Origin of the sequence: Erythrobacter sp. (assembly GCF_024305245.1) — a bacterium.
Lineage (GTDB): Bacteria > Pseudomonadota > Alphaproteobacteria > Sphingomonadales > Sphingomonadaceae > Erythrobacter.
Genome location: NZ_JAMWYX010000006.1, coordinates 92,931 through 114,641, shown reverse-complemented (window position 1 = coordinate 114,641; position 21,711 = coordinate 92,931). Strand labels below are relative to the sequence as shown.

Sequence of the window (21,711 nt, the reverse complement as noted above, 5' to 3'; positions counted from 1 at the left end):
CGTCCCTATGCCGCGTGGGCGCTGATCCCGGAATCGCGCGTTCCGGCCGCCTCGTTGAGCATTTCGGCCACGAGAAACGCCAGTTCGAGCGATTGTTCGGCATTGAGCCGCGGATCGCAATGGGTGTGGTAGCGGTCGCCCAGCCGTTCCTCGGTAATCGCCACCGCGCCGCCGACGCATTCGGTCACGTCCTGCCCGGTCATCTCGATATGGATGCCGCCGGGGTGTGTCCCTTCGGCGCGGTGCACGGCGAAGAAGCCCTTTACCTCGCGCAGGATGCGGTCAAACGGGCGGGTCTTGAAGCCGCTGTCCGATTTCACGACGTTGCCGTGCATCGGATCGCAGCTCCAGACCACCTTGTGCCCTTCACGCTCCACCGCGCGCACCAGCTTCGGCAGGCCGTCCTCGACCTTGTCATGGCCGAAGCGGCTGATCAGCGTGATGCGCCCCGCCTCGCGCTTGGGGTTCAGTTCGTCGAGCAGCCGGATCAGCGCGTCAGGCTCCAGGCTCGGCCCGCATTTCATGCCCAGCGGATTGCCGATCCCGCGCGCGAATTCGATATGCGCGCTGCCTGGAAAGCGGGTACGATCGCCGATCCACAGCATGTGCGCGCTAGTCGCATACCAATCGCCGGTGAGCGAATCCTGCCGCGTCATCGCCTGTTCGTAAGGCAGCAGCAGCGCTTCGTGGCTGGTGTAGAAGCTGGTGCCCTGCAACTGCGGCACGGTGGCAGGGTCGATCCCACAGGCCTCCATGAAATCGAGCGATTCGCCGATCCGGTCGGCCATCTGCGCGAATTTCTCGGTCCACGGCGTGCGTCCCATGAAATCGAGCGTCCACTGGTGGACCTGCCGCAGGTTGGCGTAGCCGCCACCCGCAAAGGCGCGCAGCAGGTTCAGGGTCGCAGCGGCCTGCGAATAGGCGCGCACCATGCGGGCCGGATCGTTGCGGCGCGACACCGGATCGAATTCGATGCCGTTGATATTGTCGCCAAGGTAGCTTGGCAGGGTCACGCCATCGATCGTCTCGGTCGGCGAGGAGCGCGGCTTGGCGAATTGCCCGGCCATGCGCCCCACCTTCACCACCGGACGTTTGCTGGCGAAGGTCATCACAACCGCCATCTGCAACAGCACGCGGAAGGTATCGCGGATGTTGTTGGGATGAAACTCGGCAAAGCTTTCCGCGCAGTCCCCGCCTTGCAGGAGGAAGCCGTGGCCGTTGGCGACATCGGCCAGATCGGCCTTCAGCGCGCGCGCCTCGCCTGCGAACACCAGCGGCGGATAGGACGAGAGCGTGGTCTCCGCCTCGACCAGTTCGGCCGCGTCCTCGTATAGCGGGAGATGCCGCGCTTCGCAGGCTTTCCAGCTTTCCGGGTTCCAGGTCTTGGGCACGTTCAATTCTCTTTCCATGCGTGGCGCGCGATGACGGCGCGGGGGCGCCCGCTACAGGACGCGGGTTTCAATTGTAAAGCGACAATGCCTGCCGGGACAACATTATTTCCCGCAAAGAGCGATAGGCCCGCCCGATCAGCGCCCGATCATTTCGCCCCGGACAGCGGCAGTGCCGCCAGCGGGGGCCTCTGCCAATTCCTGCCCTTCCGGGATAATCGCCAGCCGGAACGGTACGCCGTTGGCGAAATACCGGTCGGCGAGGAACTGCATCACCTGCGGGCTGGTCTGCGAATAATCGGCCAGCAGCGTGCGCAGCAAGGCCACCCGCTGCGGATCGGTGGTCGCGCCTTCCAGATTATACAGCCAGAACTGGTTCCCCGTCGAAGCCCGGCGGATCAGCTGGGCGAGCGGTTCGGTCACCCGCGAAAGCTCGTCGGCCGTGGGCGGATTGGCGGCCAGATCTTTCGCAATCCGGTCAGCCTCGGCAAAGAATACCGGGACGAATTCGGGCTCCAGCTGAGCCAGCGCGGTGATCCGGCCGCCGCTCGGCAGATCCTCGGGCCAGTTGGAAAACACCTGCGGCGAATAGCTCGCCCCGGCCTTTTCCCGCAGCGCCTCGAGCAGCCGGTTGTTGAACAGCTGGGTCAGGATTTCGAGCTGGCGGCTTTCGCGCAAGCTCGCCACGCCGCCGCCGCTGGGCCAGGCGACCACGGCGGCTGCCTGATTGGCATCGCCGCGATGGGTGACAACCGCCGGCGCTTCGGTCGTGGCAGCAAAGGACGGCACCCGCGCCGCGACCTCCGCAGGAATTTCCTCACGCGGCGCCAGCGCACCGAAGGTCAGCCGCAGCTGCTCGACAATTGCCGCCTTGTCGAATTCGCCGAACACCAGAACTTCGATCGGGCCTTGCTTGAGCAACGGCTCCCATACTTCACGGAAGCCTTCCGGCGTTACCGTCTTGAGCGCCGCCGGGTCGGGCGTGGCGAAACGTGGGTCGCGTCCGGTTGCGAGATATTCGAGATCGCGGCTAAGCACGCCGCCAGGACTGGTCGAATAGGTGTTGTAGGCAAGCTCCGCCGCGGCCTTGGCGCGTATCACCGGATCGGGATCCCAGCGCGGCATCCCCAGCTTGGCGGCGAACAGGTAAAGCTGGTCGGCGACGTCATCCGAGCGTGTCTGCGCGGTGAGCGTGAAGACCGCATCGTCAATCGAGAAGTCGAAGCCGAGCTTGCGCCCTGTCGCCAGCCGGTCGATCTCGTTCTGCCCGAGTTCGCCCAAGCCCGAACCGACCAGCGCCGCTTCGCCCATCGGGGCATAGACCGCGCTGTCCGCATCGAACGCGCGGTAACCGGCACCGAACCGCACCCGCACCGTTACCCGGCCCGGCTCGGCATCATTGGCCCACACCAGCGCCTTCACACCATTGGCGAAATCGATCTGCTCGATTTCGAGTACACCCAACGCCTGCTGGCTGACGACCGTGCCCGGCTCGCCAACCGGCGGCAGTTCATCGAACGAGATGCTCTCCGCCGCCAGCCGTGCGCTGCCGTCCACCTCCGCCTCGCTGGCGAGCGCCAGTCGCAGCGCGTTTGCGTCCGCCTCGCCCGCAGCGGGCGTGACATAGACCGAGCGCGTGACCACGCCTTCGAACAGCGCCTGCGTGCGCGCTAGCACCTCTTCGGGATTGAGGCGGTCCGTCATCCCGCGGAACACGTCGAGCACCACCTGGGGCGCGGCGACGGTTTCGCGAATGTCGACCGCGTTCACCACATTGTCGGCGAGGCTGGAACCCGACTGGACGCTCTCCTGCTCGACCTCATTGGCGAACACCACGTCGAACTCGGCCGCCTCGCGGTCGATCTCCTCCTGCGTCGGCGGATTGGTGATGGCATCGGCAATCACGCTGCGCACATCGGCGAGCGCGGCCTGCCAGTCATCGGTCAGCGGCGCGAAGGTCACGAAGGTCGCATCGGTCGAGCGCGAGACGTCGTCCTGCTGCACCTGCGCATACAGGAAACTGCCGCCACCGCGCGCGCGCGATTCGAGCCGGCGATTGATGATCGACTGCGCCACCGCATCGAGCAGCAGGCCTTCGTTATATTCGATGGTGTCCTCAACCGGACGCCACGGACGCATGATCGCATAGGTCAGGCTGCGCGGCAGATCGGCCTCGACCCCCACGGCCAACTCGCCGATGGGTGTGCCGGACACCGGGCTTTGCTCGGCTCCGGCAGGTGCGGCCGGATCGCCGAAATCGGGTGCCACTCCGGGTTTGCCGGTGCCCTTCCAGTCGCCGAACCATTGTTCGACCAGCCCGGCCAGCACCATCGGATCGGCATCGCCCGCCACCACGATCACGGTGTTTTCGGGCCGGTACCAGCGTTCGTAGAACGCCTTCACGTCCGCGCCGTTGGCGGCCCTCAGCGTTTCGTCGGTACCGATCGGATTGCGGGTAGCGAGCCGTTGTCCGGCAAAGAAGGTGCGCCGCGTGATATCGGCCATGCGTTCGCCCGCGCCCCCCCGCTCGCGCTTCTCGGCAAGCACGATCGGGCGTTCTGCGGCGACGTTCGCATCATTCAGAACCGGCGCCTTGATCATGCCCGACAGCAGCTTGAAACTTTCCGCCAGCTTGGCCTCGCTGATATCGGGGATGTCGAGCTTGTAGACGGTGTGCGTCGGGCTGGTTTCGGCATTGGCATCGCTGCCGAAGGTCGCGCCGAGCCGCTGCCACGCGGAAATCGCCTCGGCCTGTCCGAGATATTGGCTTTCGCGGAACAGCAGGTGTTCGAGCAGGTGGGCATAGCCCTGTTCGCTGTCCTGTTCGTGCAGCGAGCCTGCATCCACCCGCACCCGGATCGATATCTGGCGCGGCGGCACGCCATTGCGGCGCACGGCATAGCGCAGGCCGTTCTCCATCTCGCCGAACAGCCACTTGTCATCGACCGGAACGTCCGAACCGCGATACAGCCACGGCACCTCGCCCTCTGCCTGGACCGCGACCGGAGCCGGGACCGCCGGCGCAGGCTGTGCGGCCGTGACAGGTGCCTGCTGGGCCAGTAGCGGCTGAGCCAGAACGACGGGGGCAAGCAGAAGGGCGAGAGCGCGGGCCGCGCGGGAGAACGACGTCATACGGCAGCTTATAGTCTGCCCGACCCTGAAGCGATAGTGAATGCTTGCATCCTTGCCCTTGGCGCTGCGGACACCTAAGTTGACGGACATGTTCATAGAAACCGAAACCACACCCAACCCCGCCGCGCTCAAGTTCCTTCCCGGTCAGACCGTGATGGACGCAGGCACGCGCGAATTCGCTTCCCCCGAAGCTGCCGAGGCCAGCCCGCTGGCGCAGGCGATCTTCGACACGGGCGAGGTGGTAAACGTGTTCTTCGGTGCCGATTTCGTCAGCGTCACCGCTGCGCCGGGCGCGGACTGGAGCGCGCTGAAGCCGCAGGTGATCGCCATCCTGCTCGATCATTTCGTCTCCGAAGCCCCGCTGTTTGCAGGTGGGAGCGGAAACGGCATCGCCGTCCCGCCCGAAGACGAAGCCGTTGTCGAAGAACGCGCCGAGGACGCCGAAGTCATCGCCGCGATCAACGAACTGCTCGAAACCCGCGTGCGCCCGGCCGTTGCTGGCGACGGCGGCGATATCGCCTATCGCGGTTTCCGCGACGGCGTGGTGTACCTGACGCTGCAGGGATCATGCTCCGGCTGCCCGTCGAGCACCGCGACCCTGAAGCATGGGATCGAGGGCCTGCTGAAACATTACGTGCCCGAAGTCGTTGAAGTCAGGGCCGCCTGAATTCTTCAATCACACTGCGGGGATTTCCCATGACGACGCAATTTCACGACCACGTCCTGTCGGACGCGGCGCTTGCCCAACTGTTCAACGAAGCGCGCAGCTATAACGACTGGCTCGACCGCGACGTTTTGGACAAACAGCTCCACGCGATCTGGGATCTCATGAAAATGGCTCCCACCTCGGCCAACATGCAGCCGGCGCGGATCGTGTGGGTCAAATCGCCTGACGCCAAGGCGAAGCTGACGGAATGCGTTATGGACGGCAACAAGGCCAAGGTCGCCGCCGCCCCCGTAACCGCTGTGATCGGCTACGACATCGATTTCCACGAAGAACTGCCGTGGCTATTCCCGCACACCGATGCGAAAAGCTGGTTCGACGGCGACGAGGAAGGCCGCAAGGAAGGCGCGTTCCGCAATTCCTCTCTGCAAGGCGCCTACCTGATGCTTGCCGCGCGCGCGCTGGGGCTGGATTGCGGGCCGATGTCAGGCTTCGATGCCGATGCGGTGAACGCCGCTTTTTTTGCGGACGAACCGCGCCACCGCGCCAATTTCATCTGCGCGATTGGCTATGGCGACCCTGCCAGCATCTTCGACCGCAGCCCGCGTCCGGATTTCGCGACCTTCAACCGCATCGCCTGACGCGCATCTGCCGCTTGCGCCCCGCCACGTGCTGAGGCATCGGGCGGGGATATGCGGGTACTCGCCATAGAAACCGCCTCCGAGGCCTGTTCCATCGCCCTGTTCGACGATGGGCACCTGATCGCGCGCGACCATCGCGTGATCGGGCGCGGCCATGCCGAGGCGCTGGTGCCGATGATCGCCGCGCTGCCGGACAAGGGGCGCGCGGATCGCATCCTCGTGTCGCTCGGTCCGGGCAGCTTTACCGGAGTGCGCATCGGCCTGGCCACCGCCCGCGCGCTGGGCTTTGCTTGGAATGCCGAGGTGCTCGGCTACCCGACGCTGGCGCTGCTTGCCGCGCAGGCCCGCGCCGACGCGCCGGGATCGGCGGTGACGGTGTGCGTGACCGGCGGCCACGGCGAATGGTTCGTAGCCGACTTCGGCGCCGATGGCCTGCCGGAGGGCGACTCCGCCTCGCTCACGCCAGGTGCGGCCGCCGCGCGGGCCTGCCACCCATGCGTCGCTGGCAATCGTGCGGAAGAATTCGCCGCGTTGCGCCCGGATGCCGGTCTGGCCGCCAATCCCCTGCTGCCCGATGCCGCCGCCGTGCAGATGCTCCCCGCCGCGCTGCTGACACGCGCCCTCGCCCCGATCTACGGACGCGGGCCGGACGCTACCCCAATGGCAGGGCGCGTCCCGGCATGATGCCCTGCCCGCACCTCCTCGACCGGATCATGGCGGTGATGGAGGCGGCGTTCGATCCGGCTTACGGCGAAGCCTGGAACCGGCGGCAGGTGGCTGACGCGCTGTCGATGCCCAGCACCCATGCGCTGGTGGTGGACGGCGAAGGCAATCTGATCTCCGATGGCGCGGCGGACAGCCGGACCCCGGCAGGGTTCGTGCTGAGCCGTCATGTGCTCGACGAGGAAGAGCTGCTGCTGATCGCGGTGGCCCCCGACACCCGCCGCCGCGGGATCGGTGCGATCCTGATAGAGCACCTGTTCGATGCTGCGCGCGAGCGGGGGATTACAAGGATCTATCTGGAAATGCGGCGGGGAAATCCAGCACTTCACCTTTATCAGAAGCTCGGTTTCGTCCCGATCGGGGAACGGCCCAAATATTACCGCATGGCCAATGGCGAGCGGATAGACGCGATTACTTTTGCCCGTTCGGTTTAATTTGGCACGGTTCGTCTTATCTATGGGCCTACGGAAACTCTCCCAGTTGCAAACCTTGGGCAGTTCGGCCATGACCGCGCCCTTGGGGAGTAACCGGAACATTGACTGAGGATTCTATGCAAGACGTGGAAAATGAAATGAACGAAACCCTTATTACGCTCACCAGCGATATCGTGTCGGCGCATGTCAGCAATAATGATGTCGCTGTCGGCGATCTGCCCAGCCTGATTACCAACGTCTATGCAGCGCTCGCAAATCTCGGCGAAAAGCCGGTGGTGGAAGAGCCCAAGCCGCAGCCCGCCGTTGCCATTCGCAATTCGATCAAGCCCGAATACATCGTGTGTCTGGAAGACGGCAAGAAGCTGAAAATGCTCAAGCGTTATCTGCGCACCAACTTCAACATGACGCCGGAAGAATACCGCGCACGTTGGAACCTGCCCGCCGATTACCCGATGGTCGCCCCCGCCTATGCTGAAAAGCGCCGCGATCTGGCCAAGAAGATCGGCCTTGGCCGCAAGCCCGGCACCACCAACCGTCCCCGGCGCGCCAAGAAAACGACCTGAACGCGTGCGACCGGCCCTGTTGAGAGGGCCGCAAGCCAGCTTGAGCAAGCAGCCCCGCCCCTATAAGGATAGGGCTGCTTTGCTATGCGGAGCCCACACGGGCTCGGCCACTTGGCGATGGAGCTGTCATTGACCCAGAAAATAGATCTCGAACAATTATGCGCGGAAAAAGGCCTGCGCATAACCGAACAGCGCCGCGTCATCGCCAGAGTGTTGTCCGAAAGCGAGGATCACCCCGATGTCGAGCTGCTGCACACGCGCGCGTCGGCAATTGATCCCAAGATCTCGATTGCCACGGTCTACCGCACTGTGCGCCTGTTCGAGGAAGCGGGCATTCTCGACCGTCACGATTTCGGCGATGGCCGCTCGCGTTATGAACCCGTGCCCGAAGCGCATCACGATCACCTGATCGATGTCGAGACCGGAAAGGTGGTCGAATTCGTCGATCCCGAGGTCGAGGCGCTCCAGCGCCAGATCGCCGAGCGTTTGGGCTACCGTCTGGTCGACCACCGGATGGAATTGTACGGCGTACGGCTCTCGCGTGAGGACTGAGGTGGACGGCGCCCCGCGCACGTCCGCAAAAGAGCAGCGCGAGTGGGAACTGCGCCAAGCCGCCGCGCGCGGCGAGATCACCCCGATCTCGCCGATGGGCCGGGTTCGCATCACGCTGCGGGCGCTGGCGCTGATCGGTCTGATCGCGGTGTTCGTGCCGCTGCACTACCTCTACCGCACCTTCGCCTATGGCTCGCCCTTCCCGATGCTGTTCCTGCGCTATGCCGCGCGGGTGTGCGGCGCGAAGGTCGAGGTGATCGGCACGCATCTGCGGCGCGACGTGTTCTATGTCGCCAACCATATCTCGTGGATCGATATCCTCGCGCTGGCGGGTGCCAGCGGCACGGCTTTCGTCGCCAAGGCGGAACTCGAAGCATCGCCGGTGGTCGGCTGGCTCGCCAGCCTCAATCGCACCGTCTTCGTAAAGCGCGAGCATCGCATGGGCGTGGCCGAGCAGATCAACGCCCTAAAGGAGGCGCTGGTCGATAACTGGTCGGTCACCGTGTTTCCCGAAGGCACCACCACCGACGGCCAATCGCTGCTGCCGTTCAAGACCAGCATGCTGTCGGTGCTGGAGCCACCGCCGCCGGGCGTGCTGGTGCAGCCGGTGGTGCTCGATTACGGGCCGGTCGCTGAATGGATCGGCTGGATCGGCGAGGAAGGCGGGCTCAACAACGCCAAGCGCTTGCTGGCGCGCAAGGGCACCTTCCGGCTGCGGCTGCATTATCTGGAGCCCTTCAGCCCCGAAGATTTCCGCGGGCGCAAGGCCATCAGCCACGAATCGCGTCGCCGGATCGAGGAAACCCTGCTGGAAGTCCTAGGCCGCCCGCTGCGTGAATTCGCGCACACCGTCCCGCCGGTACGTTACGAACCGCGCACCGATGGCGAACGGGTCGGCTAAAGCCCCGCCCTGACCAGCCAATCGTGGAAGATCCGCACCGGGCGGCTTTCCAGCGCCACCGGCTTGCACACGAACCAGTAGCTATAGGGGCTTTCCACCGGAACGCCGGGCAGATTGGTGAGCCGGTTATCGCTGGCGCGGCGCAGGTGATCGTCATGCATGATCGCAATGCCAAGGCCCTGCGCGGCGGCTTCCAGCATTAGCGCGCCCGAATCGTAATGGTCGATTGCGCCCGCTTCCATGTCTTCAAGCTGGTTGGCCTTTTTCCACGCCACGAAGCTTTCGGGCAGTTCGTTGTGGATCAGGAAGGTCTGCTTCGCCAGGTTCTCGGCCGTGACCTCCGGCCCGATGTTGCGCGCCACTTCCTTGCTGCAGATAGCGTGGACGAGATTGTGATCGAGCCGCACCGCGTGCAGTCCGCTCGCCGGCCCGCGCGACAGGATGATCGCGGCGTCGAGCGTATCGCCCACGCGGTCTTCCAGATGCGGCGCGGTGTCGATGTCGATATGCAGCAGCGGGTGGCGCTTGCGCAGTTCGCCCAGCCGCGGGAACAGGCGCTGGCTGCCGAACATCGGCAGCACGCCCAGCCGCAGCCGCAGCAGCGCGATATTGTCGGACTGGCTTTCCACTGCGCGGGCCAGCGCTTCCATGTGCGGGTTGACCGCCTCGTAGAACGCCTGGCCTTCGTCAGTCAGTTGCATCGACTGGCGGGCGCGGGTGAACAGCTTCTTGCCGACGAATTCTTCAAGATTGCTGATCCGCCGCGACAGCGCCGACGGGCTGAGGCCGATTTCCTCCGCCGCCGCGCGGGCGGAACCCATTCGGACCGTGCGCATGAACGCTTCGAGCGCGCGCAATGGAGGCAGACGACGTTTGGGCATGGAACCTCTCCTTGGTGAAGGGAGATACGCACGAGGCCGCCATTTGGATGCAAAAAATCGAAGAAAAATTGCATCCGTCGCCAGCGCGTTGCGCCTACTGCACGTCGCTTTCGACGTGCGGCGGATGCAGCCGCAGGCGTTTCACGTGGGTTTCGTCACCTGCTGTGACTTCAATCCTCCAACCGCTCGTATGTTCCAGCACAGTGCCGACTGGCGGCACCGCCTCGGCCAGCACGAAGGCCAGCCCGCCCAGCGTATCGACGGCTTCCTCGACCTCCGCCAGTCGCGGGTCGACCATTTTGGCGACATCGTCCAGCTCGGCGCGGGCGTCGCAATCCCACATCCCTTCGCCGATCGCCACGATCAGGTCTTCGGGCGCGTCGTCGTGCTCGTCCTCGATGTTGCCGACGATTTCCTCGACCAGATCCTCGATCGTGATGAGCCCGTCGGTGCCCGAAAATTCATCGACCACGATCGCCAGATGCACCCGGCGCGCGCGCATATCGGCCAGCACGTCCAACGCTCCGCGCGCCTGCGGCACATACAGCGGCTGGCGCAGCAGCACCGTCCAGTCCGCAGGGGGCGGCGTGCCGTTGGCGAGGAACGGGAAGATATCCTTGATGTGGATCATCCCGATCACGTCATCCAGCGTCTCGCGATAGACCGGCATGCGCGAATGGCCATGTTCGCTGAACGCCGCCACAACTTCGGCCCAACTGATCGACGCTTCCACCGCGATGATCTCGCCGCGCGGCACGGCGACATCATCGGCATCATGTTCGGAGAAGTGCAGCAGGTTGCGCAGCATCTGGCGTTCGACCCGCGACAGATCCCCGCCCGCATGGGCGCGATCATCGAAATGCGACGCGCCGTGTTCGTCCTCGTGCTCGTCGATCGCTTCTTCAAGCTGTTCGCGCAACGAACGCGCGGCTTCCAGCCCGAGGATCTTGCGCAGGGCAGGCCAAAGCCCGCCGCTACTGTCCGCGTCTCCCGAAGAAGATGCGGAAGATGGGGAATCGGCCATGGCCTTAGTCAATGCTCCTTGCGGTGTTCATGCGCCATATGGGTCGTTGATGCCCAGTTTTGCAAGTATCGCTGTTTCGATTGCTTCCATTTCATCCGCCTGTGCGTCGCTTTCGACATGATCGTGGCCCGCCAGATGCAGCAATCCGTGAACGATCAGGTGCGCCGCGTGATGATCCAGCGGCACGCCCTTGTCTGCCGCCTCGCGCGCACAGGTCGCATGCGCCAACGCGATATCGCCCAGCATCACCGGCGGGCCATCGGGGGCGAGGCCCTGCAATTCACCGCGTTCCAGCATCGGGAAGCTGAGCACATTGGTCGGCTTGTCGCGTGCCCGCCATTCGCGGTTGAGGCTGTGCACTTCGGCGTCGGAAGTGAACAGGATGCTGGCGATCAGGCGCGGATGGGCCAGCAGCGGCTCGCCCTCGCCCGCCGCCCGCGCTGCTCGCTCCGCCAGCGCTTCCCAATTGCCATCCGGCCAATGTTCGACGTCGCAATCAAGCTGCATGGCGCGCCTGTAGGAGACACATGAGACACTGTACAGGAAGCGAAAACCGGCCCTGCCCAGAGGGGTCGTTCGCAGCGGTCGTCAAAGGCAGGAAGTCGGCGCGGATCATGCTGCGCCCGATAGCCTGTCGCCCTGCGGTAGGAAAGGGCGGCAGCTTGGCGGCCGATATCGCCCCAAAAGGAACAAAACTGCGCAAACGCGTTCACCTCTCATGCTTTTCGATGACTTTTATGACCTTCTGCGGGTCGCGGTGGTATCGCTGTTGGCCTATGCGGCTCTGGTGATGGTGCTGCGGCTGGCGGGCAAGCGATCGCTGGCGAAGCTCAATGCCTTCGATCTGGTTGTCACCGTGGCGCTCGGCTCGACACTGGCGACGGTGCTGCTCAGTTCCGATGTCGCCTTGCTGGAGGGGCTGCTGGCCTTCGTGATGCTGGCGCTGCTGCAATGGGTGGTGTCCCGCCTGTCGATCACATCGCAGACCTTCCGCAACCTTGTGCGCAGCCAGCCGCGCCTGCTGTTCGAAGACGGGCAATACCGGACGCAGGCAATGGCGGACGAACGCGTGACCAAGGACGAAATGGAGGCTGCGATCCGTTCCTCGGGCGTCGCCCACCTTGAAGATGTCGCCGCCGTGGTGCTGGAAACCGACGGCAGCCTGAGCGTGATCAAGGGTTCCGAAAAACCGCTGACTGTACTGGGCAGCGTGCGGCGGTAGCCAGACCCGCCCTTACGCGTCGTCCCCCTCATAGGCTTCGACAATCCGGCCCACGATCGGGTGGCGCACCACGTCGGCGACGGTGAAGCGGATCGTGCCAAAGCCTTCGATCCCTTCCAGCCGCGATACCGCATCGTTCAAGCCGCTGTTGGCCGGGCCGCCCGGGATATCGACCTGCCTGGGATCGCCGCAGACCACCATCCGGCTGTTCTGGCCGAAACGGGTCAGGAACATCTTCATCTGTTCGCGCGTGGTGTTCTGCGCCTCGTCGAGGATGACGAAGGCATCGGCCAGCGTGCGCCCGCGCATGAAGGCGATCGGAGCGATCTCGATCTCGCCGCTGGCAATGCGCCGCTCCACCTGTTCGGGCGGCATGCAATCGTTCAGCGCATCGTACAACGGGCGCAGATAGGGATCGACCTTGTCCTTCATGTCGCCGGGTAGGAAACCGAGTTTCTCCCCCGCCTCCACCGCCGGACGCGACAGGATCAGGCGCTGGACGCTTCCCGTAATCAGCTGGCTGACCGCCTGCGCCACCGCGATATAGGTCTTGCCCGTGCCCGCTGGGCCGAGCGCGAAGATGATATCGTCCTTGGCGAGGCTGCGCATGTATTCGATCTGTGTGGCTGACCGGGGCACGATGGTTTTCTTGCGCGTGCGGATCATGATCGGCGCCGCGTCCATGTCGCCCGAAATGATGCCTTCCAGCGTCGGTTCGTTCGACATCGCGATCAGCGATTCGATTGCGCCGCTATCCAGATCCTCGCCGCGCGCCAGCCTATCATACATGGTGGTAAGCGTATCGCGGGCGCGCGCGACATCGTCCTCCGGCCCTTCGACCACCACCTGATGTCCGCGCGCGTGGATATACACGCCAAGCCGGTTTTCGACCTGCACCAGATTGGCATCGAACTGGCCGAACAGCGGGCCGAGCAGCGACTGGTTCTCGAAGGTCAGTTCCAGCCGGGCGCGCCGGGGAACGGAAATGCCGCGAGGATCGGGCGAAAGAGCCGGGTGTCCGGCACGGGAGGGTCGTCGGCCCATAGGTTCCTTTGCATGAGGCCAAGGGACAATTCCCGGCCCACGAGTCGGAAAGGTAAGCACGCCTCCCGCCAAAGCAAGCTGGCAGCGACGAGATGGCAGTGGAAAGTCACCGAGTTGCAATCTCGGCGCGCGGGACCGGTTCAGGCCGGAAGGGTCGCGCGGACCTGTCCCATCAACGAATTCGGCCCCGCTTCGGCGAGGGTGACTTCAACCAGATCGCCAATGGCGTAATCGCCCTCGAACCACACCGATTGCAGCCACGGCGATTTGCCAAGCCACTGGCCGGGGTTGCGCCCTGTGCGTTCCACCAGCACCTTGCAGGTCTTGCCGACGCTGGCTTTGTTGAAGGCGAACTGGTGGTGGGCGATGCGCGCTTGCAGGCGTTGCAGGCGCTCGTCCATGATTTGGGGCGCGATCTGACCCTCCATCGTCGCCGCCGGGGTGCCGGGGCGCGGCGAATATTTGAAGCTGAAGGCGTGGGCGTAGCCGACTTGATCGACGATCCGCAGCGTATCCTCGAACTCTGCTTCGGTTTCGCCGGGGAAGCCGACGATGAAGTCGCCCGACAGCGCGATATCGGGGCGGACGGCGCGGAATTGCTCCAGCAGCCTCAGATAGCTTTCCGCCGTGTGCTGGCGGTTCATCGCTTTCAGCACCCGGTCGCTGCCGCTCTGCACGGGAAGGTGCAGGTAGGGCATCAGCTTCGGCACTTCGCCATGCGCGGCGATCAGGGCTTCGTCCATGTCGTTGGGGTGGCTGGTGGTGTAGCGGATTCGCTCCAGCCCGTCGATGTTGGCGAGCGCGTGAATCAAGCCTGCGAGGCCCGCCGGGCGGCCCTTGTCGTCCTCGCCGCTCCATGCATTGACGTTCTGGCCGAGCAGGGTGATTTCGCACGCGCCGGTCTCGACCAGTTTGCGCGCTTCGGCGATCAGGTGGTTGAACGGCCGCGAAATTTCCGCGCCGCGGGTATAGGGCACCACGCAATAGGTGCAGAACTTGTCGCAGCCTTCCTGCACCGTCAGGAACGCGCTGGGGCCACGTTTCTTGCGCGCCGGGAGCGCGTCGAACTTGGCGATGGCGGGCATGTCGGTATCGGTCGCGCGCTCGCCGTTCGTGGCCTTGTCGAGCATCTCGGGCAGGCGGTGATAGGCCTGCGGGCCGACCACGATGCTGACCGCCGGCGCGCGCGCCATGATCTCCTCGCCCTCGGCCTGCGCAACGCAGCCCGCGACCGCGATCATGGGAGCCTTACCCGCCTTGTTGCCCGCCTTCACCAAGCGGCCAATGTCGGAATAGACCTTCTCGGCGGCTTTCTCGCGGATGTGGCAGGTGTTGAGGATGACGAGATCGGCCTCCTCGCCCTCGGGCGCAGGCGCGATGCCGCGTTCCCCCAGCAATTCGGCCATGCGCTCGCCATCATAGACGTTCATCTGGCAGCCGAAGCTTTTGACCCGGTAGGTCTTGGGGGCGGAGGTGGGTTTCATGAGGCGTGCGCCTTTAGCGCCGATGGGGCGCGGGTTCAATCACCGCTGCGCTTGCGCTTTGCCGAGTCCTTGGGCTGGTCGTTGTGCAGGCAAGGCTCGTCCTTGCGCTGTCCCGGGCCGGGGTGGGTCTGATCCTCCGAACCGCACTCCACCAGCGGTCTTGCGATCCGATTGGCCTTCACCACCTCGTGCGCATCCGCGCTGGCATAAGCTGCGATCCACGTGATGCAATCGGCCAGCGGGCGAACCTTGTGCTTGAAAAGGGCGTTCTTGCGCGGCTCGCAATTGATCGTGAACACATTGGCTGCTGGCGGTTCCTCGGAGCGGGCGAACCGCCGCAGCACCTCGCCGCGTTCGTTGAAGACGGTGCGCTGCAGGGCGTTGGCCTTCGTCTCGCTGCGATAGAAGGGCGATGTATTGAACATGTAGGCGCGCACTTCAGGGTGGGCGACCGAAACTTCGGTTGCCAGCGCTCCGCCGAGCGAATGGCCGGTGACCACCCATTGCGGGTCGGAACCCCAGCGTTTTTTCTCAGCCGCGAAATAACGCAGCGCCAATTCGATCTGGTCATTGCGCAGCGTGCCGTAGAACAGATCGCTGAGGCCTTTCAGATCGGTCCCGCGAAAGGCGAGGATGCGGGCGATCGGCTTGCGCTGGGGGTCGCCAGAGGTGCCGGGCGCGAACTGGTCGAAGATTTCGTAGCTGAAGCCCTTGTCAGCGTCTTCAGGCGCAATCGGCAGGTGTTCCAGCCGTTGCAGGACGCGGCCCGGCCTTGCGAACAGATCATCGTCACCGGTGTATGCGTTGGTCGAGGCGACGGCATAGGGGAAGGCATCCACCGCCGCATCGCGCACGAAACCGCACCACCCGCCAGGCTCAAGCTGGCAGGGTGAGCGCGATTGCGAAATATCGGGAAGGGTGGCGCAGGCCGATAGCAGCAATACGCATAGCGCCGCTGCTACCGCACGCAGCGTCATACCTGCACCAAGTTGATCTTAGGCAACGGATGCCTTCACGATCTTGCCCGGCGCGCGCGGCGGTTCGCCCTTGGGCAGGGCGTGGACGTGTTCCATGCCGCTCGTGACCTGGCCCCACACGGTGTACTGCTTGTCGAGGAAGCGTGCGTCGTCGAGGCAGATGAAGAACTGCGAATTGGCGCTGTCGGGGTTCTGCGAACGCGCCATCGAGCACACGCCTTCGACGTGGGGTTCGGCGTTGAATTCGGCCTTCAGGTCGGGCTTGTCGCTGCCGCCCATGCCGGTGCCGGTCGGATCGCCGCCCTGCGCCATGAAGCCGTTGATGACGCGGTGGAAGATCACGCCGTCATAGAAGCCTTCGCCCGCCAGCTCGGCGATGCGCTCGACATGGCCGGGGGCCAGATCGGGGCGCAGCTTGATCACGACGTCTTTGCCCTCGCCGTCGCCGGTGTCGAGGGTGAAGGTGAGGGTGTCGGCCATTTCGTATCTCCTGAATGAATTTGGCCGCTTCTATAGCGTGCGAGGCGTGACTGTCACCCTCCCCGCTTGCTTTTCGACCCTCCCCGCCTAAACGCCTCAACATGGCTGACGATCGCATTCCCGAAGACGATCTGCTGATCGCCGACCCCGCTGCGGAGTCGGCGGCCGAATCGGCTGAGGTCGAGGTGCGCCCGGACGACCGCGTCGACGATGAGCGCCACGACGAGGAAAACCGGCTCAAGCCCGAATATATCAGTGCCGTCCACCTCGCATTGGAAGCGGGCGACAAGGGCGCGGTGTATGACCTGGTCGAACCGCTCCACGCCGCCGACGTCGCCGACCTGATCGAACTGCTCGACCGGTCGGAACGCGCGCAGCTCGCCTCGGCGATCAGCGACCTGATGACCGGCGACGTGATCGCGGAACTGAACGATTACGTCCGCGAAGACCTGATGGACACGCTGTCGGCGCACGCGGTCGCCGTGATTGCCGAACAGCTCGACACCGACGATGCGGTGCAGCTGATCGAGGATTTGAACGAAGCCGATCAGCGCGCCGTGATGGCCGAGCTGGAGCCGGAAACCCGCGCCGCCGTTTCCAGCGCGCTCGCCTATCCCGAAGAGACCGCAGGCCGGTTGATGAGCCGCGATTTCGTGGCGGTGCCCGAGCATATGACGGTCGGCAACCTGATCGATTACCTGCGCGAAGAAGGCGATCTGGAGCATGATTTCTTCGAAGTCTTCATCATCGACGAACGCCATCACCCCGTCGGCACCTGCGCGCTGAACTGGGTGCTCACCACCCCGCGTTCGGTCCGCCTGACCGACCTGATGAAGCGCGACCAGACCCTGATCCCGGTCACGATGGATCAGGAAGAAGCCGCGCTGATGTTCCAGAAATACGCGCTGATTTCGGCCGCCGTGGTGGACGAGAGCGGACGGCTGGTCGGACAGATGACGGTCGACGACGTGGTCCACATCATCTCCGAAGAAGCGGGAGAGGATGCGCTGCTGATGTCGGGCGCGGGCGACGGCGACATCAACGAACCGCTGCGCGAGGCCTATTCCAGCCGGGTGCGCTGGCTGATCGCCAATCTCGGCACGGCGGTGGTCGCGTCGGGAATCATCGCGTTTTTCGGAGCGGCGATCGAATCGCTGGTGGCCTTGGCAGTTCTCATGCCGATCGTCGCCAGCATCGGCGGCAATGCCGGCACGCAGACGATGGCGGTGGCGGTGCGCGCGATTGCCACCAATCAGCTGACCCGCGCCAATACCAAACGCATTCTGTGGCGCGAATTTCGCGTCGCGCTGCTCAACGGCGGTACGATTGCATTATTGATCGGATTGGCCGCCGGGCTGCTGTTCTCGCCGATGATGGGCGTGGTGATCGCGCTCGCCATGGTCATCAATATCGGCGTGGCCGGCCTTGCAGGCGTGCTGGTGCCGGTGATTTTCGAGCGGCTGGATCAGGACCCGGCGGTGGCTTCATCGGTGTTCGTGACGATGATTACGGATTCGATGGGGTTCTTCGCGTTCCTCGGGCTGGCCGTGGCGGCGGGCCTTGCTCCGCTGTGATCTCTTGTGCACGAACCGGCGTGGCTCGCAATGCCGCGCAAACTCGCTAGATTGGCCCCATGCCGCTCCACATGACCAAGATCGCGTTCGGCGCGAAAAGCTATGAAGATCTCGCCGGATGGTATGCCAATCACGAGCGGGACCGCAGCGAAATCCGCCTGACCACCCGCAACCGCCCGACCCGGCACGCGGAGCTGGTGGGCGGATCGCTGTACTGGATTCTCAACCATGCGCTGGTGGCGCGTTCGACGATCCTCGGCTTCGAGAAGACCGAGGACGGGCGCTGGGACATCTGCCTCGAGCCTGTGCTGGTGCGGGTCCATCCGCAGGGCAAGCGTGCGCATCAGGGCTGGCGTTACCTGACCGAGGGCAAGGCTCCGCGCGATCTTGATGCGGGCGAGGATATCGGCGATGCCCTGCCCGGCAAGCTGGCGGCCAAGCTGGAGCGGCTGGGGCTAGTCTGATCGGTACCGGCCTGGTCTGACCGTTACTGGCCCGGTCTTACCATTACTGGATCGTGCGGCCCTGCCGGATCAGCTGCGCCAGCCGCGCGCTGGTGCCATCAAGGCTGCGCCGCGCGTGATCCGCACCGACCGAGGCCGCCGTCGCCGTCGCTTCGGCGAACAAACGCCCACCGACCGAAACCACCACCAGATGTCCGGGCGCAGCCTTGCGGCTGATCTCCACAGCTTCGCGCAGGCGGGTGAGCGCGCGTTGCCGCGGCAGGGCATCCGACAGGCCGATATCGACCGCGTCGTGATCCTGCGCGGCGACCTGATTGGCGAGCGCTTCCTTGGTCTGCGGAAAGGCCATTTCCACCCGCCAGCCGGCATCGGTGAACTGGTCGGCGAGCATGGTCGTGCCCAGCATGTGCGGTTCGCCCGGCGCGGTTGCCAGCAGGATCGAATAGCGGCTGCGGCGAAGGGTGCTGGTGCAAGCATGGGTGCGCACCGCGTGCCCGGCCAGTTGCAGCATGCTGAGGCCGATGGTCAGGTCGATCTCGCTACACCGGTCGGCCAGCCAGGCATCGCCCATCGTACGGGCGACCGGCTCGATCAGGTGGGCAACGATATCATCCGCGCTCCAGCCCTGTTCGGCGATGCTCGCAAGCAGGGCGTTGATCCGCGTGTCGTCCGCCTCCAGGGCGATCTCCACCAGCCCCGGCACGTAATGCGCTAACGCATGCGGCGCGAGGTCGCTGGCGCAGGACGCGCTCTGCAGGCCTTGCTCGCGACTGTAAAGCAGCAGGTCCCAGTTCGAGAACAACCGGCTGGAAACCATGTGATCGGTAAGGATTTCGATATCGCTGTGCCGTTCATCGCGCAGGATCGATGCCCAGACCACTTCCAGCGACTCGGGCGGGCCTTCCAGCGTCTGCAGGAACCGGCCATTGTCATACAGCAGCATTCCGGTGACGCCGAGGCTGCGATTGCGCTGCTGGGCCCGCGCGACCATCTGTTTGAGATCGGTTTCCGAAGGCCGCGAGACAGCGCGGCTCTGGTATGTGAGACAGCCGACCCAGGCACCTACGCCCGCAACCACCGATTCCGTATGCACGTGCATTGCATCCTCCCCTCGACCGATCGGGATGCACGGGTTTACCGGAGGAGCTTCTATATTGGCTCTTTGCGATAACCCGTTGGACGATCCCCATCCGCGGAATTACTCAAATTCGAGAGGTGAGCCGATCACGGCAAAGCAACCGGCCCCCTCACAGACCTGTCGCGCCACCGGCACAACAGAACCGGAAGAAGGACAGGTTCACCTATGATAGGACGAAGGTCAATCCTTAAAAGGGATTCACCGTGGATATGGGGCACTCCACCACGACAGAGTCTGGTTGTCATGCGCCGACGTCCACACGCCCGCAGGGGTGTAACGCAGCGCGCCGCTGCCCACCGCGTCGCCGAGTCGCCCACGGATTTCAAGGGTTTCGGGATCGATCACCACCAGTGTCTGATCGTCGGTGGTGCGCAGCCACACCGCGCCGCCGCCGGTATCGATATCGCCCCATTTGAGGTTGTCGCCGACCTTGGTTCGGCCCGCCACCGTGAGCGACTCGGGGTCGACCTTGGCCACGGTGCCATCGCCTTGTTCCTGCACCCACACCGCACCCTCGCCCGCGGCAAGGAAGCCCGGCGTATCGCCCAGCGCGACTGTGCCGGTAACGGTGTTGGTGGCGGGATCGATTTTCTGCAACAGCTTGCCTTCGCTGCTGACCGCCCAGATCGCATCGAAGCCGAAGGCGAGGTACCAGGTCTCGGGCGCGACATCGATGGTGGCGGTCACCGCGTTGGTGGCAGGATCGATCCGCGCGACCTTGCCCGCAGGATCGCTCGCCACCCAGACCGACCCGGCTCCGGCGACCACATTGGTTTCGCCCTTAGGATTGGCGAGGCCGCTGGCGACGGTGGCTTCGAGCGTCGCAGTTTCGAGGTTGATGCGGTAGATTTCCGCGCCCTTGCAATTGGCGACCCACAGCGATCCTTCGGCAATCGCCATCGTGCCGCAGGGGCGCGGGACTGCGAAGCTGGCGAGCTTTTCGGTGGTCGACCACTGCTCCACCCGGCCATCATTGGTGACCCACACCGTATCGCCATCAACCGCGAGGAAATCGGCGAAACCGGGCACTTCGAGCGCCTTTTCCACCAGATCGGGCGCAGGATTGGTCGCAGGCGGCGCAGGCTCCTCCGCCGCGCAGGATGCCAGCAGGGCCGAAGCCATGATGATCGAAAGAGGGCGTGCTGCCGAAGGCCTGACCATCGCATTCCTTTCCAAGATCGTCCGGGCGCGAGGACGCGCGAAAGGCACATCCCCGGCCATAATCCCACATGAGTTAGACATATTACATTTCTTCGCAATCGTAATAATTCCCCATAGACAAATGTTCCGGATCGGGTGATGCTGCGCTTGCGAAAGGAATCCGATTCATGCTCCATCTGGCGAACCGCGCGGCCCGTTTGTTCCTCATTGCCTGCGCGCTGGCGGTGGCGGCCTGCTCCCCTTCCGCCGAAGAAGCGGCCGAGCCGCGCACCGAATTCGACATCGGCTGGTCGATCTATGCCGGATGGATGCCGTGGCCCTATGCCCAGCAGGCCGGGATCGTCGACAAGTGGGCCGACAAATACGGCATTGAAATCAATTTCGTGCAGGTCAACGACTACGTCGAGTCGGTCAACCAGTACACCGCCGGAAAGCTTGACGGAGTAACGGTCGCCAATATGGACGCGCTGACCATTCCGGCAGCGGGCGGCAAGGATACAAGTGCGATCATCCTCGGCGATTATTCCAACGGCAATGATGCGGTGCTGCTGAAGGGCGCGAGCAATGTCGCAGGGATCAAGGGCCGCGATGTCTATCTGGTCGAGCTGTCGGTGTCGCATTACCTGCTCGCCCGCGCGCTGGAGGAAAGCGCGCTGGCGATGACCGACGTGAAGACAATGAACACCTCGGACGCGGACATCGCAGGGGCATTCGCCTCGCCGCAGATCACGGCCGCAGTAGCGTGGAACCCGCAGGTCACAACCATGAAGGAAGTCGCCGGAACCACCGCCGTCTTCACTTCGGCCGATATTCCGGGCGAGATCCTCGATCTGCTGGTGGTCGATACCGCCACGCTCAAGGCCAATCCGAACCTTGGCAAGGCGCTGGCGGGCATCTGGTACGAAACCATGGCCTTGATGGCGAAGGATGACGCCGAGGGCGCAGCCGCACGCGCGGCGATGGCGAAACTGGCGGGCGCTTCACCCGAAGCGTTCGAAGGCCAGCTCGCCACCACCTTCCTCTATACCGACCCGGCTGCCGCAGTCGCGGCGATGGCGTCGCCCGATCTTGTCACCACCATGACCCGCGTGCGCGATTTCAGCTTTGCGCAAGGGTTGTTCGGTCAGGGCGCGCGCTCGGCCGATGCGGTCGGCATGGCGTTTCCGGGCGGAGCAACGCTGGGCGACACCGACAATATCACGCTGCGCTTCGACCCCACCTTCATGCAGTTGGCAGCGGACGGGAAGCTCTGAGGCCGTTGGGG

At 64.5% G+C, this 21,711-nt stretch carries 22 protein-coding genes; 11 read left to right on the top strand and 11 right to left on the bottom strand.

Annotated elements, in window-relative coordinates:
- Positions 1-5: 5 nt before the first annotated feature.
- Together Q0L48_RS10405 and Q0L48_RS10400 are read right to left on the bottom strand one after the other, a co-directional pair.
- Complete coding sequence (locus Q0L48_RS10405; protein ID WP_296720588.1) at positions 6-1,391, bottom strand: class II 3-deoxy-7-phosphoheptulonate synthase; 1,386 nt, start codon at positions 1,389-1,391, stop codon at positions 6-8.
- A 135-nt stretch (positions 1,392-1,526) separates the two neighbouring features.
- Complete coding sequence (locus Q0L48_RS10400; protein WP_296720586.1) at positions 1,527-4,520, bottom strand: pitrilysin family protein; 2,994 nt, start codon at positions 4,518-4,520, stop codon at positions 1,527-1,529.
- Between the two features lie 88 nt (positions 4,521-4,608).
- Between Q0L48_RS10400 and Q0L48_RS10395 the strand changes: the two genes are divergently transcribed.
- The 7 genes from Q0L48_RS10395 (at position 4,609) to Q0L48_RS10365 (ending at position 8,998) form a co-directional block, all read left to right on the top strand.
- The gene (locus Q0L48_RS10395; protein ID WP_296720584.1) at positions 4,609-5,187 is read left to right on the top strand and encodes a NifU family protein; all 579 of its coding nucleotides are present in this window, start codon (positions 4,609-4,611) and stop codon (positions 5,185-5,187) included.
- Between the two features lie 29 nt (positions 5,188-5,216).
- Positions 5,217-5,825, top strand: coding sequence for a malonic semialdehyde reductase (locus tag Q0L48_RS10390; RefSeq protein ID WP_296720582.1), 609 nt, complete (start codon positions 5,217-5,219; stop codon positions 5,823-5,825).
- Positions 5,826-5,876: 51 nt separating this feature from the next.
- Positions 5,877-6,509 (top strand): tRNA (adenosine(37)-N6)-threonylcarbamoyltransferase complex dimerization subunit type 1 TsaB, encoded by a 633-nt coding sequence (tsaB, locus tag Q0L48_RS10385; protein WP_296720581.1) that lies wholly within the window; start codon positions 5,877-5,879, stop codon positions 6,507-6,509.
- Positions 6,506-6,982: a GNAT family N-acetyltransferase gene (locus Q0L48_RS10380; protein ID WP_296720578.1), complete on the top strand. Its 477-nt coding sequence runs from the start codon at positions 6,506-6,508 to the stop codon at positions 6,980-6,982. The genes tsaB and Q0L48_RS10380 overlap by 4 nt, the downstream gene beginning before the upstream one ends.
- A gap of 116 nt (positions 6,983-7,098) precedes the next feature.
- The gene (locus Q0L48_RS10375; RefSeq protein ID WP_296720575.1) at positions 7,099-7,545 is read left to right on the top strand and encodes a MucR family transcriptional regulator; all 447 of its coding nucleotides are present in this window, start codon (positions 7,099-7,101) and stop codon (positions 7,543-7,545) included.
- A 129-nt stretch (positions 7,546-7,674) separates the two neighbouring features.
- Positions 7,675-8,097 (top strand): Fur family transcriptional regulator, encoded by a 423-nt coding sequence (locus Q0L48_RS10370; protein ID WP_296720572.1) that lies wholly within the window; start codon positions 7,675-7,677, stop codon positions 8,095-8,097.
- 94 nt (positions 8,098-8,191) lie between these two features.
- Positions 8,192-8,998, top strand: a complete 807-nt coding sequence (locus tag Q0L48_RS10365) for a 1-acyl-sn-glycerol-3-phosphate acyltransferase (protein ID WP_296720756.1) — start codon at positions 8,192-8,194, stop codon at positions 8,996-8,998.
- Here Q0L48_RS10365 and Q0L48_RS10360 read toward each other — a convergent pair.
- The 3 genes from Q0L48_RS10360 to ybeY form a co-directional block, all read right to left on the bottom strand.
- Positions 8,995-9,879, bottom strand: a complete 885-nt coding sequence (locus Q0L48_RS10360) for a LysR substrate-binding domain-containing protein (RefSeq protein WP_296720569.1) — start codon at positions 9,877-9,879, stop codon at positions 8,995-8,997. The two genes, Q0L48_RS10365 and Q0L48_RS10360, sit on opposite strands and share 4 nt — an antisense overlap.
- Before the next feature lie 94 nt (positions 9,880-9,973).
- Positions 9,974-10,903, bottom strand: a complete 930-nt coding sequence (locus Q0L48_RS10355) for a hemolysin family protein (protein WP_296720567.1) — start codon at positions 10,901-10,903, stop codon at positions 9,974-9,976.
- Between the two features lie 27 nt (positions 10,904-10,930).
- Positions 10,931-11,410 (bottom strand): rRNA maturation RNase YbeY, encoded by a 480-nt coding sequence (ybeY, locus tag Q0L48_RS10350; protein WP_296720564.1) that lies wholly within the window; start codon positions 11,408-11,410, stop codon positions 10,931-10,933.
- A gap of 211 nt (positions 11,411-11,621) precedes the next feature.
- On the opposite strand from ybeY, the gene Q0L48_RS10345 reads away from it, so the two are divergent.
- On the top strand, positions 11,622-12,125 hold the full coding sequence (locus Q0L48_RS10345) for a DUF421 domain-containing protein (RefSeq protein WP_296720562.1): 504 nt from the start codon (positions 11,622-11,624) through the stop codon (positions 12,123-12,125).
- 12 nt (positions 12,126-12,137) lie between these two features.
- Here the strand turns inward: Q0L48_RS10345 and Q0L48_RS10340 are convergent, their stop codons facing one another.
- The 4 genes from Q0L48_RS10340 to Q0L48_RS10325 form a co-directional block, all read right to left on the bottom strand.
- Positions 12,138-13,169: a PhoH family protein gene (locus tag Q0L48_RS10340; protein WP_296720560.1), complete on the bottom strand. Its 1,032-nt coding sequence runs from the start codon at positions 13,167-13,169 to the stop codon at positions 12,138-12,140.
- Positions 13,170-13,309: 140 nt separating this feature from the next.
- Positions 13,310-14,653, bottom strand: a complete 1,344-nt coding sequence (gene miaB / locus Q0L48_RS10335; protein WP_296720557.1) for a tRNA (N6-isopentenyl adenosine(37)-C2)-methylthiotransferase MiaB — start codon at positions 14,651-14,653, stop codon at positions 13,310-13,312.
- Between the two features lie 35 nt (positions 14,654-14,688).
- Positions 14,689-15,630: a hypothetical protein gene (locus tag Q0L48_RS10330; RefSeq protein WP_296720556.1), complete on the bottom strand. Its 942-nt coding sequence runs from the start codon at positions 15,628-15,630 to the stop codon at positions 14,689-14,691.
- 18 nt (positions 15,631-15,648) lie between these two features.
- Positions 15,649-16,110 carry a peptidylprolyl isomerase gene (locus tag Q0L48_RS10325; protein ID WP_296720553.1) on the bottom strand — a complete coding sequence of 154 codons (462 nt, stop codon included), beginning with the start codon at positions 16,108-16,110 and terminating at the stop codon, positions 15,649-15,651.
- Between the two features lie 101 nt (positions 16,111-16,211).
- Here Q0L48_RS10325 and mgtE point away from each other — a divergent pair, with 101 nt between their 5' ends.
- Both mgtE and Q0L48_RS10315 read left to right on the top strand, forming a co-directional pair.
- Positions 16,212-17,684, top strand: a complete 1,473-nt coding sequence (gene mgtE, locus Q0L48_RS10320) for a magnesium transporter (RefSeq protein ID WP_296720552.1) — start codon at positions 16,212-16,214, stop codon at positions 17,682-17,684.
- Positions 17,685-17,743: 59 nt separating this feature from the next.
- The gene (locus Q0L48_RS10315) at positions 17,744-18,148 is read left to right on the top strand and encodes a DUF1489 domain-containing protein (protein WP_296720550.1); all 405 of its coding nucleotides are present in this window, start codon (positions 17,744-17,746) and stop codon (positions 18,146-18,148) included.
- A 43-nt stretch (positions 18,149-18,191) separates the two neighbouring features.
- Here the strand turns inward: Q0L48_RS10315 and Q0L48_RS10310 are convergent, their stop codons facing one another.
- Together Q0L48_RS10310 and Q0L48_RS10305 are read right to left on the bottom strand one after the other, a co-directional pair.
- Complete coding sequence (locus Q0L48_RS10310) at positions 18,192-19,247, bottom strand: BLUF domain-containing protein (protein WP_296720548.1); 1,056 nt, start codon at positions 19,245-19,247, stop codon at positions 18,192-18,194.
- 237 nt (positions 19,248-19,484) lie between these two features.
- Positions 19,485-20,447 (bottom strand): YncE family protein, encoded by a 963-nt coding sequence (locus Q0L48_RS10305; RefSeq protein ID WP_296720547.1) that lies wholly within the window; start codon positions 20,445-20,447, stop codon positions 19,485-19,487.
- 167 nt (positions 20,448-20,614) lie between these two features.
- Between Q0L48_RS10305 and Q0L48_RS10300 the strand changes: the two genes are divergently transcribed.
- Positions 20,615-21,700 (top strand): putative urea ABC transporter substrate-binding protein, encoded by a 1,086-nt coding sequence (locus Q0L48_RS10300; protein WP_296720545.1) that lies wholly within the window; start codon positions 20,615-20,617, stop codon positions 21,698-21,700.
- Positions 21,701-21,711 lie beyond the last annotated feature (11 nt).